Annotated in this window: 14 protein-coding genes, 3 tRNA genes and 1 pseudogene; 13 read left to right on the top strand and 5 right to left on the bottom strand. The window is 70.4% G+C overall.

What is annotated here, in order from left to right:
• Positions 1–398: 398 nt before the first annotated feature.
• Entirely contained in the window at positions 399–929 is a 531-nt protein-coding gene (locus AB0O67_RS33175) for a nuclear transport factor 2 family protein (RefSeq protein ID WP_365458373.1), read from the bottom strand.
• A 259-nt stretch (positions 930–1,188) separates the two neighbouring features.
• On the opposite strand from AB0O67_RS33175, the gene AB0O67_RS33170 reads away from it, so the two are divergent.
• Together AB0O67_RS33170 and AB0O67_RS33165 are read left to right on the top strand one after the other, a co-directional pair.
• Positions 1,189–1,734 (top strand): hypothetical protein, encoded by a 546-nt coding sequence (locus AB0O67_RS33170; protein ID WP_365458370.1) that lies wholly within the window; start codon positions 1,189–1,191, stop codon positions 1,732–1,734.
• Positions 1,735–1,850: 116 nt separating this feature from the next.
• Positions 1,851–2,072, top strand: coding sequence for a hypothetical protein (locus tag AB0O67_RS33165; protein WP_365458367.1), 222 nt, complete (start codon positions 1,851–1,853; stop codon positions 2,070–2,072).
• A gap of 51 nt (positions 2,073–2,123) precedes the next feature.
• Here AB0O67_RS33165 and AB0O67_RS33160 read toward each other — a convergent pair whose 3' ends face one another.
• The gene (locus AB0O67_RS33160; RefSeq protein WP_365458364.1) at positions 2,124–2,780 is read right to left on the bottom strand and encodes an NAD(P)H-binding protein; all 657 of its coding nucleotides are present in this window, start codon (positions 2,778–2,780) and stop codon (positions 2,124–2,126) included.
• Between the two features lie 66 nt (positions 2,781–2,846).
• A complete protein-coding gene (locus tag AB0O67_RS33155) occupies positions 2,847–4,142 on the bottom strand; it encodes an amidohydrolase family protein (protein WP_365458361.1) in 1,296 nt (431 codons plus the stop codon).
• Between the two features lie 303 nt (positions 4,143–4,445).
• Here AB0O67_RS33155 and AB0O67_RS33150 point away from each other — a divergent pair.
• The 7 genes and pseudogenes from AB0O67_RS33150 (at position 4,446) to AB0O67_RS33120 (ending at position 7,776) form a co-directional block, all read left to right on the top strand.
• Positions 4,446–4,518, top strand: a tRNA-Thr gene (locus AB0O67_RS33150).
• 46 nt (positions 4,519–4,564) lie between these two features.
• A tRNA-Met gene (locus tag AB0O67_RS33145) sits at positions 4,565–4,637 on the top strand.
• An 89-nt stretch (positions 4,638–4,726) separates the two neighbouring features.
• Positions 4,727–4,891 (top strand): 50S ribosomal protein L33, encoded by a 165-nt coding sequence (gene rpmG, locus AB0O67_RS33140; protein ID WP_003948671.1) that lies wholly within the window; start codon positions 4,727–4,729, stop codon positions 4,889–4,891.
• 228 nt (positions 4,892–5,119) lie between these two features.
• Complete coding sequence (locus tag AB0O67_RS33135; RefSeq protein WP_365458358.1) at positions 5,120–5,572, top strand: MaoC family dehydratase N-terminal domain-containing protein; 453 nt, start codon at positions 5,120–5,122, stop codon at positions 5,570–5,572.
• Between the two features lie 4 nt (positions 5,573–5,576).
• On the top strand, positions 5,577–6,005 hold the full coding sequence (locus AB0O67_RS33130; protein WP_365458355.1) for a MaoC family dehydratase: 429 nt from the start codon (positions 5,577–5,579) through the stop codon (positions 6,003–6,005).
• 114 nt (positions 6,006–6,119) lie between these two features.
• Positions 6,120–6,710: pseudogene (locus AB0O67_RS33125) on the top strand (MFS transporter); the annotation flags it as partial.
• 10 nt (positions 6,711–6,720) lie between these two features.
• Complete coding sequence (locus AB0O67_RS33120) at positions 6,721–7,776, top strand: UDP-N-acetylmuramate dehydrogenase (protein WP_365458352.1); 1,056 nt, start codon at positions 6,721–6,723, stop codon at positions 7,774–7,776.
• Here the strand turns inward: AB0O67_RS33120 and AB0O67_RS33115 are convergent.
• Positions 7,766–8,821, bottom strand: coding sequence for an adenosine deaminase (locus tag AB0O67_RS33115; protein WP_365458349.1), 1,056 nt, complete (start codon positions 8,819–8,821; stop codon positions 7,766–7,768). The genes AB0O67_RS33120 and AB0O67_RS33115 overlap by 11 nt on opposite strands.
• A 150-nt stretch (positions 8,822–8,971) precedes the next feature.
• Positions 8,972–10,198: a pyridoxal phosphate-dependent aminotransferase gene (locus AB0O67_RS33110; RefSeq protein ID WP_365458346.1), complete on the bottom strand. Its 1,227-nt coding sequence runs from the start codon at positions 10,196–10,198 to the stop codon at positions 8,972–8,974.
• Positions 10,199–10,492: 294 nt separating this feature from the next.
• Between AB0O67_RS33110 and AB0O67_RS33105 the strand changes: the two genes are divergently transcribed.
• From AB0O67_RS33105 to rplK, 4 genes are all read left to right on the top strand, one after another.
• Positions 10,493–10,565: transfer RNA gene (locus AB0O67_RS33105), tRNA-Trp, on the top strand.
• A 105-nt stretch (positions 10,566–10,670) separates the two neighbouring features.
• Positions 10,671–10,952, top strand: a complete 282-nt coding sequence (gene secE / locus AB0O67_RS33100) for a preprotein translocase subunit SecE (RefSeq protein ID WP_365458343.1) — start codon at positions 10,671–10,673, stop codon at positions 10,950–10,952.
• 78 nt (positions 10,953–11,030) lie between these two features.
• Positions 11,031–11,837 carry a transcription termination/antitermination protein NusG gene (nusG, locus tag AB0O67_RS33095; protein ID WP_365458340.1) on the top strand — a complete coding sequence of 269 codons (807 nt, stop codon included), beginning with the start codon at positions 11,031–11,033 and terminating at the stop codon, positions 11,835–11,837.
• Positions 11,838–12,003: 166 nt separating this feature from the next.
• Positions 12,004–12,438 carry a 50S ribosomal protein L11 gene (gene rplK, locus AB0O67_RS33090; RefSeq protein ID WP_263211552.1) on the top strand — a complete coding sequence of 145 codons (435 nt, stop codon included), beginning with the start codon at positions 12,004–12,006 and terminating at the stop codon, positions 12,436–12,438.
• Positions 12,439–12,519 lie beyond the last annotated feature (81 nt).

Raw genomic sequence — 12,519 nt, 5'->3', positions numbered from 1 at the left:
GATCCATTCGCAGCGGATACCGGGGCTCAGCCGACTCACCCTCGCCGCCTGGAAGGCACTCTCGGAAGCGGAGGCGCCTAAGGGGGAAGCAGTGGTCGCCTCCAAGGCGGGCCGGGTGGTGTTCCCGTCGACGTTGCACGAGCCGCGTGGCACGTGAGTGGTGATTTGGGATGGCACGTTGAAGCAGCCGTCAGGGCGCTTGCTCCCCCAGGCGTCCCCCGGCGGAGACTTCTCCACGGAAATCCGCAGGTGGGAAGGACCGGACTGGGCCCGCTGTAAATCTGCCGGCTCAGCCTTCCCAGGTTCGAATCCTGGCGCCGCCACACTGGGGAAAACCCCCTTCGATCAGCCGTAACGGCAGGTCGGAGGGGGTTTCTCGTGCGTGGCCGAACGCCGCTTCAGTCCGAACGCAGGGCCAGCTCGTTGAACCTGGTTCCGGTGTCCATGGCGGCGGCCTGGTCCGGTAGGAGCGGCAACCGCGCCGCGAGGGCGGGATCGATCAGACCGGTCTGGGCCAGGACGGCCGCCTGGTCCCAGTAGATGTGCTCGCTGTCGATGGCGCCGTCGCGGAAGGCGACGATCGCCACGACGGGGATCTGTACCGCCCGGCCGGTCGGCCTCACGCCCGGCAGGATCCAGGGGACCTCGATGTCGTGGGTGAAGGAGGCGATCAGCTCGTCGACGACCCGATCGTCCCCGACGGTGCGGGAGACCGACCGCAGAGCGAAGTCGGCGGGGTTGTGGCCGATGAACCAGCGGGAGTAGAAGTCGGAGACCTCGCGTCGTCCGCTGGCGCCCATGGCGGTGGGCACATGGAGCACGGTCGGATGGTCGGTCATCGTGCTCATGGTGGCCTGCAGGTCCAGATTCACGAACTCGCCGTCCGTGTGGGCCGTCCAGCAACGCTCCATGGCCGCGTGGTCAACCATGAGGATCTCCTCAGGGCGGGTCTCCAGTATCTGAGCGGACGTGTCCGCCCGCTACCGCAGCCCACGGAGCCAGGATGCTTGGTCCCGGCGGCAGAGGGAGAGCGGGATGGCCATCACCCCGACCGTCCGCTCGCCCCACTTGTGCTAGATACGGATTATGTCGCCTTTGCCGTCTCCCGGACCTCTCGTCATGCTCCGTGCTCGCCGCCCTCTCGGCGCCGTAAGGCGGCTGCGCCGCGACCGTGGGGTGGGATGACCCGTGCCGCACCCCACTCCCGACGACGACACGGACACGCTCCAGGACGCCGCCCTCACGCGATCCGTGCTGAAGGCGGCGGTCGCGGACCCGCAGCGGCTGCCTGAGACCCTCGCGTCCTACGCCGTCCGTCACATGGGCCCGGCCGCCGCACGCTCGGTGACCATGACGCGCGCGGCGCACCCCGACGCCACCATGGCCGAACTGCAGGACCTGCTGCTCAGCCGGGGCAAGCGCCGGGTCGTCACCCAGGGGGCCCTGATCGGTGGTCCTATGACGATCATGGCGCCGTTCGCGTTCTGCGCGGCGCTGCTCAGCCAGGCCCGTGTCTGCCTGGAACTGACAGCTCTGGGCGGACAGGACCCCACCGTTCCCGTTCGGAGTGCCGAACTCCTCGTACTGCAAGGGGTGTACGCGGACGTCGACCGGGCCCGGGTCGCGCTTTCGGACGCGGCACTCGCCGAGCAGGGCAAAGCCGGGAAGAAGGACCTGCGGGCCGTGGAAGCCGGGCGGGCAGTGGCGCCGCCGCCGCCGCAGGCGCCGGACTGACTGACTGACTTACGGCGGCTCAGGCCGCTTGCATACTCGGGGCCGTTGGTCTCCCTGCACGGGTCTGTGCGTGTCCGGGTGCTGGGTGCGAAGGGGTGTTCGGGCACACTGGCCCCATGAGCTTCCGCTCCTCCCGCCGCAGGACCTGCCCCGAGTGCCGTCGTGAGATCGCCGTCGTCGCGGGGCGCTTCGCCCGGCACGACCCTCCCGGTGCCCGAGAGAGCGGTCGGCTCGTCTCGTGCCCCGGGTCGCGTCGCCAGGCCCAACTGGGAGCGGTGCAACCGTCCTTGGACGGACACGTCGTGCCGGAGTTCCCCGGACAACTGCCGCTCTTCTGAGACCCGTGTGGCCGCCCGACGCGAGGACGCAAGTCCAAGGGCCGTCCGAACTCAGTTACCGGCCACCGACTTCACGGCAACCGAGACCGGAGTCGAGCCACTGATCAGCTCCAGGGTCAGGCCCGCCGTGGCGGGGGTTTCGAGCAGCTCGACCAGTGCGGCGGCCACGTCGTCGCGCGGGATCGGGCCGCGACCGGTCTGCGCCTCCAGGCGGACGAGGCCGGTGCCGGCGTCGTTCGTCAGCTGGCCGGGACGCAGGATCGTCCAGTCCAGCGCCTGCTGGCGGCTGACGTGCGCGTCGGCCTCCCCCTTGGCGCGCAGGTAGACGTCGAAGACCTCGTCGCCCGGGTGGTTCGGGTCGGCGCCCATCGAGGAGACGATCAGGAAGCGCCGTACGCCGGCCCGGACCGCCGCGTCCGCGAACAGCACCGCCGCCGCCTTGTCCACCGTGTCCTTGCGCTCCACACCGCTGCCGGGACCGGCGCCCGCCGCGAACACCGCCGCGTCGGCGCCCTGCAGATGCGCCGCGACCTGCTCGACGGTGGCCGACTCCAGGTCCAGCAGGACCGGTTCGGCGCCCGCCTCCCTCAGATCGTCGCCCTGTTCGGCGCGGCGGATGATGCCCGCGGCCTCGTCACCGCGCGCGGCGAGCAGACGCTCCAGCCGCAGCGCGATCTGTCCATGACCTCCAGCGATGACAATGCGCATGCTTCCGACCGTACGCCCGAACGGCGGCATTCGCCGTACGCGACGGGCGGTGTCCCGGGCCGTGCTCTACGACACCTCTCCCCGCCCCTGCCGGGGCAACCCCAGCTCCGCCGACACGGCCGAGTTGCAGTACTCGCGTACCGCGCTCGTCCGTGCCACCACGCGCCCCCGGTGCACCACGATCCGGCTGTACGCCAGCGACAGGGCACCGGACAGCCGGTCGCCGCGGACGGCGAGCAGTTCGGCCGGGAAACCCGCCTCCACGCGCACCTCCGGAAGGCCCAGGGCGGCGCGGGCCGCGGTGCTGACCGCGTCGTAGGCGTCCTCGGGGCGCAGACCGTGGTGGGAGGCCAGGAGGTACGCGGCCTCCAGGGGATCGCCGCGGCCCACGGGGTTCGAGGTGTCCCGGAGGGCCCCGCTGCCGGCGGCGAGACGTACGCCGGCGGAGCGCAGCAGCCGTACCGGAGCCGTTCCGCGCCGGTCGGAGCCCGCGCAGCCGCCCTGCGGCAGGCACACCACGGTCACGCCCGCCGCCGCCAACTGGTCGGCAGTGCGGGACGCCACGTCGGTGGGCAGGTCGCCCAGGCCGCCGCAGGGCCCGATCGTCACGCCGGGGCGCAGACCGCCGGCCATCGCGGCGAGACGGGCGAGGCGGGCCGGGTCGGTCGCGTCGGTGTGCAGGTCGACGGGGCAGCCCTGTTCGGAGGCGACCTCCAGTACGGCCTCCACATAGCCCGTCGGATCGGGGTCGAGATCGGGGCAGCCGCCCACCACGGAGGCGCCCATCTTCACCGCGTCCCGCAGTATGGCGAGCCCGTCCGCCCCGGCCACCCCGGTGAGCAGGCGCGGCATCGCCACCGTCGTCAGTTCCGCGAGCCCGCGCAGCGACCGCCGCGCCCGCAGTACGGCGGTCAGCGCGCCCAGCCCAGGGACGTCACCGACCCGTACCTGCGCCCGCAGCGCGGTCGCCCCGTGCCCGAGTTGCAGCAGCGTCGCCTCGGTCGCCCGGCGCTGGACGTCCTGGGGGTCGTACGAGACCGGGCCCTCACCGTCGGCGGACAGGGCCGTGTCGGCGTGGGCGTGGGCTTCGACCGGAGCCGGCAGGAGGAGGTAGCCGCTGAGGTCTACCCGGCCGCCACCACCTCCCCCGCTGGTGCCACCGCCACCGCCGGCGCCGCCGCGGGAGCCACCGAGGCTGCCGGTCGTGCCGACCGCCTCGATACGCCCGCCGCCCAGCCGGACGTCCACCGTACGGCCGTCGGTCAGCCGCGCGCCGCACAACAGCAGGGAGTTCCCGTCGCCCTGTCCCGAGCCCGGCGGGAACGGCGACGAAGGGGGCGGCTGCGGCTGGCTGTCGGGCATCGCGCTCCAGGGCTCGGGATCGGGGCTCGGGGCAGGGCCTGGGATCAGGGCTCGGGGTCCGGACGGGGCTCATGACGTACCCGCCGCGTCATGACGCAAGATCACGCAGAGTGAGTCGAGCCTATGGCGGCCTCCGGCCCGTGGCGCGGAGGAGCGCAATAGTCGTACCGGTGTGGTCCGCCCGCGGAGGACGCCTGCGCAGGGGCTTTTGGGGCAGCTGGGAGGCGCGCGACGGGGGCCCGACAAGGGCGGAGAAACGGATTTGGGTGAACGGCGGCCGAGCGTGTAATGTCTTCATCGCTCGCCCCAATAGCTCAGTCGGCAGAGCGTCTCCATGGTAAGGAGAAGGTCAACGGTTCGATTCCGTTTTGGGGCTCTGGTGTGTGAGGTTCCCGCCGTCAGGCGGGCTCCGATCGCATCACAGCGGTGTAGCTCAGTCGGTAGAGCAAGCGGCTCATAATCGCTGTGTCACCGGTTCAAGTCCGGTCACCGCTACTGACAGTAGCCGATTGCGGGGTCGGTCCTTCGATCGGCTACTCTTTCTTGCGTTGAATTAACCTACCCGTTCGTCAAGGAGCACTCACGTGGCTGCCACCGACGTCCGCCCGAAGATCACGCTGGCCTGCGTGGAGTGCAAGGAGCGGAACTACATCACCAAGAAGAACCGGCGTAACAACCCGGATCGTCTTGAGATGAAGAAGCACTGCCCGCGTTGCAACGCGCACACCGCGCACCGCGAAACGCGCTGACGCAGGCCAGTACATCTCGCAGGACTCATCAAACGAGGCCGTCCCCGCTGTTCAGGGGGGCGGTCTCGTGGCTTTTCTCGGTCACCCTTTCGGCCGGCGTGGCCACCGAGCGCCATCGGCTTCGGCGGCCTTTTATACGGTTGACCGGCGCGGTGCTCACGCAGCACGGCCCCTCGAGGAGCCGTCGTTCACCGGTCGACCAGAGCAGAAACCAGGAGGTACCGAGCCATGGCGCTCGACCAGTCCTTCGTGGGGCGGACCTACCCGCCCACCGACCCCTATGAGGTGGGACGGGAGAAGATCCGTGAGTTCGCGGAGGCGGTGGGAGACGCCAACCCGGCCTACACGGACCCGGATGCCGCCAAGGCCCTCGGCCACCCCGACGTGATCGCCCCGCCCACCTTCGTGTTCGCGATCACTTTCAAGGCCGCGGGGGAGGTCGTCGCCGACCCGAAGCTAGGCCTGGACTACAGCCGGGTGGTGCACGGCGACCAGAAGTTCGCCTACAGCCGCCCGGTGCGCGCCGGTGACCGGCTCTCGGTCACCTCGACCATCGAGGCCATCAAGTCCATGGCCGGCAACGACATCCTGGACGTCCGCGGGGAGGTGCACGACGAGGCCGGGGAGCACGTCGTGACCGCCTGGACCAAGCTGGTGGCCCGCGCGGCCGAGGAGGCGTGAGCAGATGACCGCCCAGATCGCGTACGCCGACGTCGAGGTCGGCACCGAACTGCCCGCGCAGACCTTCCCCGTGACCCGTGCCACACTCGTGCGGTACGCGGGCGCCTCCGGGGACTTCAACCCGATCCACTGGAACGAGAAGTTCGCCAAGGAGGTGGGCCTGCCGGACGTCATCGCGCACGGCATGTTCACCATGGCCGAGGCGATCCGCGTGGTCACCGACTGGACCGGCGACCCGGGCGCGGTCGTCGAGTACGGCGTCCGTTTCACCAAGCCCGTCGTCGTCCCGAACGACGACCAGGGAGCCATGATCGAGGTCAGCGGCAAGGTGGCCGCCAAGCTCGACGACCACACGGTCCGCGTGGACCTCACGGCGACCAGCGCCGGCCAGAAGGTGCTGGGCATGTCCCGGGCAGTCGTCCGACTGGCCTGAACCCAGCGGGAGTAAGGGGCGTTCGCCATTGGCGGGCGCCCCTTACTCATGCAGCCCGTTCCGTGCCCCGAGCCGCCCCGTACCCCCAAGCTGCCCCTGACTCCCTCGGCGCGCCAGTACATGCAGGGCGTGCTCGGGTACTCGCCGACCGAGGCGGGGCTGCGGATGCTGCCGTGGACCGGGATGCCGATGCTGGTCGCGCCGATCGCCGGGATCCTCTCCGACCGCGTCGGTGGACGGCCGGTCGTGGCCGCCGGGCTCTTCCTGCAGGCCGCCGGGCTCGGCTACCTCGCGTCCGTGATCACGGCCGACGCCTCCTACGCCGCCCAGCTGCCCGGCCTGATCCTCAGCGGCATCGGCATGGCCCTGTTCTTCGCCCCGGCGTCCGCCCTGGTGATGTGCAGCGTGACACCCGAGGAGCAGGGGATCGTCTCCGGCGCCAACAACGCCCTGCGCGAGGTGGGTGGCGCGCTCGGCATCGCGGTTATGTCCTCGATCTTCGCGGCGCGGGGCGGGTACGAGACCGCGCAGACGTCCGTGGACGGGCTGCGGCCGGCGATCATGGTGGGCGCCGGGGTGGTGGCCCTCGCGAGGGTCGCCGCCCTGGTCATCCCGGGGCGCCGCGGCAGCGCCCCCGCGCGCGTGCCCGGTCACCGGAGCCGGGGGCGACGCGCGCCTGTCGGTCGTGTCGGTGCCGTCTCGTAGTCTTGGGCGCGTGCAGGTACTCCACGACGCTCCCCTCGCCCCGTTGACCACGTTCCGGCTGGGCGGTCCCGCGACCCGGCTGGTGACCGCGACGACCGACGCCGAAGTCGTCGAGGTCGTGCGGGAGGCCGATGCCACCGGGACGCCGCTGCTCGTAGTCGGAGGCGGGTCGAACCTGGTCGTCGGGGACAAGGGCTTCGACGGGACGGCCCTGCGCATCGCCACCCGTGGCTTCGAGCTGTCCGGTACGCGGCTGGAGCTGGCCGCCGGTGAGGTGTGGACGGACGCCGTCGCACGCACCGTGGAGGCCGGGCTCGCCGGTGTCGAGTGTCTGGCCGGGATCCCCGGGTCGGCCGGCGCGACCCCGATCCAGAACGTGGGGGCGTACGGCCAGGAGGTCTCCTCCACCATCACCGAGGTGATCGCCTACGACCGCACGGCCGGTGAGACGGTCACCCTGACGAACGCCGAGTGCGGGTTCTCCTACCGCCACAGCCGCTTCAAGGCCGACCCCGAGCGGTACGTCGTCCTGCGCGCCCGCTTCGGGCTGGAGGACGCGGGCGGGCTGTCGGGACCCCTCCGCTACGCCGAGACGGCCCGCGCGCTGGGGGTCCGGCCAGGGGACCGGGTCCCGCTCGGCGACGCCCGCGACGCGGTGCTGAAGCTGCGCGCCGGGAAGGGCATGGTGCTCGACCCCGAGGACCACGACACCTGGTCCGCCGGGTCCTTCTTCACCAACCCGATCCTCACGGACGCCCAGCTCGCCGCGTTCCACGCGCGCGTGCGGGAGCGCCTCGGCGAGGACGTGGAGCCGCCGGCGTATCCGGCCGGGGACGGGCACACCAAGACCTCCGCCGCCTGGCTGATCGACAAGGCGGGCTTCCCCAAGGGGTACGGCACCGGTCCGGCCCGGATCTCAACCAAGCACACCCTCGCCCTCACCAACCGCGGCGAGGCGACCACGGAGGACCTGCTGGCGCTGGCCCGCGAGGTCGTCGCCGGGGTGCGTGAGGCCTTCGGGATCACCCTGGTCAACGAGCCGGTGACGGTGGGCGTCAGCCTCTGACGGCGGCGGGCACGTCCGAGGTGAGCCAGGTGTCGACGCCCGCCAGGAGCTGCTTCTTCGTCTCCTCCGGTGCCGCCGACGCCCGCACCGACTGGCGGGCCAGCTCGGCCAGTTCCGCGTCCGTGAAGCCGTGGTGTTCGCGGGCGATCTCGTACTGGGCCGCGAGCCGCGAGCCGAACAGGAGCGGGTCGTCGGCGCCCAGCGCCAGCGGGACGCCGGCCTCGAACAGCTTGCGCAGGGGGACGTCCTCGGGCTTCTCGTAGACGCCGAGGGCGACGTTCGACGCCGGGCACACCTCGCAGGTGACGCCGCGGTCGGCCAGGCGCTTCAGCAGGCGTGGGTCCTCCGCCGCGCGCACTCCGTGGCCCACCCGGTCGGCGTGCAGGTCGTCCAGGCAGTCGCGGACCGAGGCGGGGCCGGTCAGCTCGCCGCCGTGCGGGGCCGACAGGAGACCGCCCTCACGGGCGATGGCGAAGGCACGGTCGAAGTCGCGGGCCATGCCGCGCCGCTCGTCGTTGGAGAGCCCGAAGCCGACCACGCCCCGGGCGGTGTAGCGGACGGCGAGACGGGCCAGCGTGCGGGCTTCCAGCGGATGCTTCATCCGGTTCGCGGCGACCAGGACGCGCATCCCGATCCCGGTCTCCCGCATGGCAGCCTCCACCGCGTCCAGGATGATCTCCAGCGCCGGGATGAGACCGCCCAGGCGCGGCGCGTACGAGGTCGGGTCGACCTGGATCTCCAGCCAGCCCGAGCCGTCTCTCACGTCCTCCTCGGCGGCCTCCCGCACCAGCCGCTGGATGTCCTCGGGCTGCCTCAGGCACGAGCGCGCGGCGTCGTACAGGCGCTGGAAGCGGAACCAGCCCCGTTCGTCCGTCGCGCGCAGTCTCGGCGGTTCTCCGCCGACCAGGGCGTCGGTCAGCGCGTCGGGCAGCCGGACGCCGTACTTGTCGGCCAGCTCCAGCAGGGTGCCCGGCCGCATGGAGCCGGTGAAGTGCAGGTGCAGATGGGCCTTCGGGAGGTCGGAGACATCACGTACACGTTCCATTCCAGGATCCTGCCGTACGGCTTGCTCGTCCCTCCAGCGCTTTCCCCGTTAGTGGTCTTGCTCGCACGAAAACACGAAAGAACGGGCCGTCTCCCCTGCGGGAAACGGCCCGTCACGCGCGCGTGGGCGTCACGACGACGTCGTGGAACGTCAGTCGCGCGCCTCCGCCAGCAGCTTCTGGATGCGGCTCACGCCCTCGACGAGGTCCTCGTCACCCAGGGCGTACGACAGCCGCAGGTAGCCCGGCGTGCCGAAGGCCTCACCCGGGACGACCGCGACCTCGGCCTCCTCCAGGATCAGCGCGGCCAGCTCGACCGTGTCCTTCGGGCGCTTGCCGCGGATCTCCTTGCCGATCAGGGCCTTCACCGACGGGTACGCGTAGAACGCGCCCTCGGGCTCGGGGCAGAGCACGCCGTCGATCTCGTTGAGCATCCGGACGATCGTGCGGCGGCGGCGGTCGAAGGCGTCGCGCATCGTCTCGACGGCGGACAGGTCGCCGGAGACGGCGGCCAGGGCGGCCACCTGGGCGACGTTCGAGACGTTGGACGTGGCGTGCGACTGGAGATTGGTCGCGGCCTTCACGACGTCCTTCGGGCCGATGATCCAGCCCACCCGCCAGCCGGTCATGGCGTACGTCTTCGCGACGCCGTTGACCACGATGCACTTGTCGCGCAGCTCGGGCATGACGGCCGGCATCGAGACGGCCGAGGCGTCGCCGTAGACCAGGTGCTCGTAGATCTCGTCGGTGAGCACCCACAGGCCGTGCTCGACGGCCCAGCGGCCGATGGCCTCCGTCTCGGACTCGGAGTAGACCGCGCCGGTCGGGTTGGACGGGGAGACGAAGAGGACGACCTTCGTCCGCTCCGTGCGGGCGGCCTCCAGCTGCTCCACGCTGACCCGGTAGTCGGTGGTCTCGTCGGCGACGACCTCGACCGGGACACCGCCGGCCAGCCGGATCGACTCGGGGTACGTCGTCCAGTACGGGGCGGGGACGATGACCTCGTCGCCCGGGTCGAGGATCGCGGCGAACGCCTCGTAGATGGCCTGCTTGCCGCCGTTGGTGACCAGGACCTGGGACGCGTCGACCTCGTAGCCGGAGTCACGCAGCGTCTTCGCGGCGATCGCGGCCTTCAGCTCGGGCAGGCCGCCGGCCGGCGTGTAGCGGTGGAACTTGGGGTTCTTGCAGGCCTCGATCGCGGCCTCGACGATGTAGTCGGGGGTCGGGAAGTCGGGCTCGCCGGCGCCGAATCCGATCACCGGACGCCCGGCGGCCTTCAGGGCCTTGGCCTTGGCGTCCACGGCGAGGGTGGCGGACTCGGAGATCGCGCCGATGCGGGCCGAGACCCGGCGCTCGGTGGGTGGGGTTGCAGCGCTCATGAGTCCATCGTTTCAGACCGGAAACCGGCCCGGCACACAGGTTTCACGGACTGAACAGCCCGGGGCAAACCGTTGAACAACAGTCCGGATACATCGGGTGGCCTCGGCGATCTTCGGCCGGGCCGCGTGCCGGGTGGCGATGATCTGCCGGGAGCGCGGGGCGCACGGGCCATTTCTGTTCGACGCCCGGCCCAGGACCACGTACACTCTCACCTCGTTGGCCTCCACCGAGCCCGCGCTCGACCGGTGCACACCGAGCATCCGGTTGGATGCGGTACGTTGGGGGACACACAAAGGGTCGTAGCTCAATTGGTAGAGCACCGGTCTCCAAAACCGGCGGTTGGGGGTTCAAGTCCCTCCGGCCCTGCTACACACACCGCCAGGATGTGTGCGCAGGTACGTACAGCATTGCACCGCCGTGCGGCTCAAACCGGGCGCGGCACGGCCACGACCCGGGATCAGGTGAGGACGAATGACGGACGCCGTGGGCTCCATCGACACGCCTGATGCTCAGGATGAGGCACCGGAGAAGAAGACCCGCAAGGGTGGCAAGCGTGCCAAGAAGGGCCCGCTGAAGCGCCTCGCCCTCTTCTATCGGCAGATCGTCGCCGAGCTCCGCAAGGTCGTCTGGCCCTCCCGCACGCAGCTGACGCGATACACGACTGTCGTGATCATCTTCGTTGTCGTCATGATCGGACTGGTCACCGTGATTGACTATGGGCTCGACCATGCCGCGAAGTACGTCTTCGGCTGAGCCAAGAGCGAAGGGCGCCGGGACCCGGCGCCCCTTTCGCGTGTTCCACCCCTCTGTATCCAGGAAGAAGCAGCCACCGTGTCTGACCCGAACGTGAACGACGACGCCATCGAGCCGGTCGAGTCCGTGGAAGACGAGCTCGACATCGTCGAGGGTGCGGACGAGGACCTGGACCAGGCCGAGGCTGCCGACGCCGCCGCGGGTGAGCCCGCCGAGGAAGCCGCCGTGCACGTGGAGGACGAGCTCGCCGACGAGCCCGAGTCCGAGCTCGACCCCGTCGAGAAGCTCCGTCAGGAACTGCGGACCCTGCCGGGCGAGTGGTACGTGATCCACACCTACGCCGGCTACGAGAACCGCGTGAAGACCAACCTGGAGCAGCGCGCCGTCTCGCTGAACGTCGAGGACTACATCTTCCAGGCCGAGGTGCCGCAGGAAGAGGTCGTCCAGATCAAGAACGGCGACCGGAAGACCATCAAGCAGAACAAGCTCCCGGGCTACGTCCTGGTCCGCATGGACCTGACGAACGAGTCCTGGGGCGTCGTCCGCAACACCCCCGGTGTCACCGGCTTCGTCGGCAACGCCTACGACCCGTACCCGCTGACCCTGGACGAGATCGTCAAGATGCTCGCCCCGGAGGCGGAGGAGAAGGCCGCCCGCGAGGCCGCCGAGGCCGAGGGCAAGCCGGCGCCGCAGCGCAAGGTCGAGGTCCAGGTGCTGGACTTCGAGGTGGGCGACTCGGTCACCGTCACCGACGGCCCGTTCGCCACGCTGCAGGCGACGATCAACGAGATCAACCCCGACTCCAAGAAGGTCAAGGGCCTGGTGGAGATCTTCGGCCGGGAGACGCCGGTCGAGCTCTCCTTCGACCAGATCCAGAAGAACTGACCCTCTGGACATACCGCTTCCGCGCAGGTCAGGTGGGCTCTCGGAGCCTGTCTGACCTGCACGGTTTTTAGCCGCGCATCTATACCCGTTATCGTTGTGCGGTATGCCTTCTGCCGAGACGCGACTCGGTGGACGGTAGACCCGAATCGAAAGGACCCGGAGAGCTATGCCTCCCAAGAAGAAGAAGGTCACGGGGCTCATCAAGCTCCAGATCCAGGCCGGTGCCGCCAACCCGGCCCCGCCGGTCGGCCCCGCGCTGGGTCAGCACGGCGTCAACATCATGGAGTTCTGCAAGGCCTACAACGCCGCGACCGAGTCGCAGCGTGGCTGGGTCATCCCGGTGGAGATCACGGTCTACGAGGACCGCTCGTTCACCTTCGTGACCAAGACGCCGCCGGCCGCCAAGATGATCCTCAAGGCCGCGGGTATCGAGAAGGGCTCCGGCGAGCCGCACAAGACCAAGGTCGCCAAGATCACCCAGGCGCAGGTCCGCGAGATCGCCACCACCAAGATGCCCGACCTCAACGCCAACGACCTGGACGCCGCCGCGAAGATCATCGCCGGTACCGCGCGTTCCATGGGCGTCACGGTCGAGGGCTGAGCCCCAACCTCCCAGAGCAGTAGTGGCAGGGCCTGCTCGGCCTGGACCACAACTCCTAAGAAACCCAGGAGCAGTAGTGAG

This window comes from Streptomyces sp. NPDC086077 (assembly GCF_040686175.1).
Lineage (GTDB): Bacteria > Actinomycetota > Actinomycetes > Streptomycetales > Streptomycetaceae > Streptomyces.
This window is presented reverse-complemented; position numbering and strand designations above follow the sequence as displayed.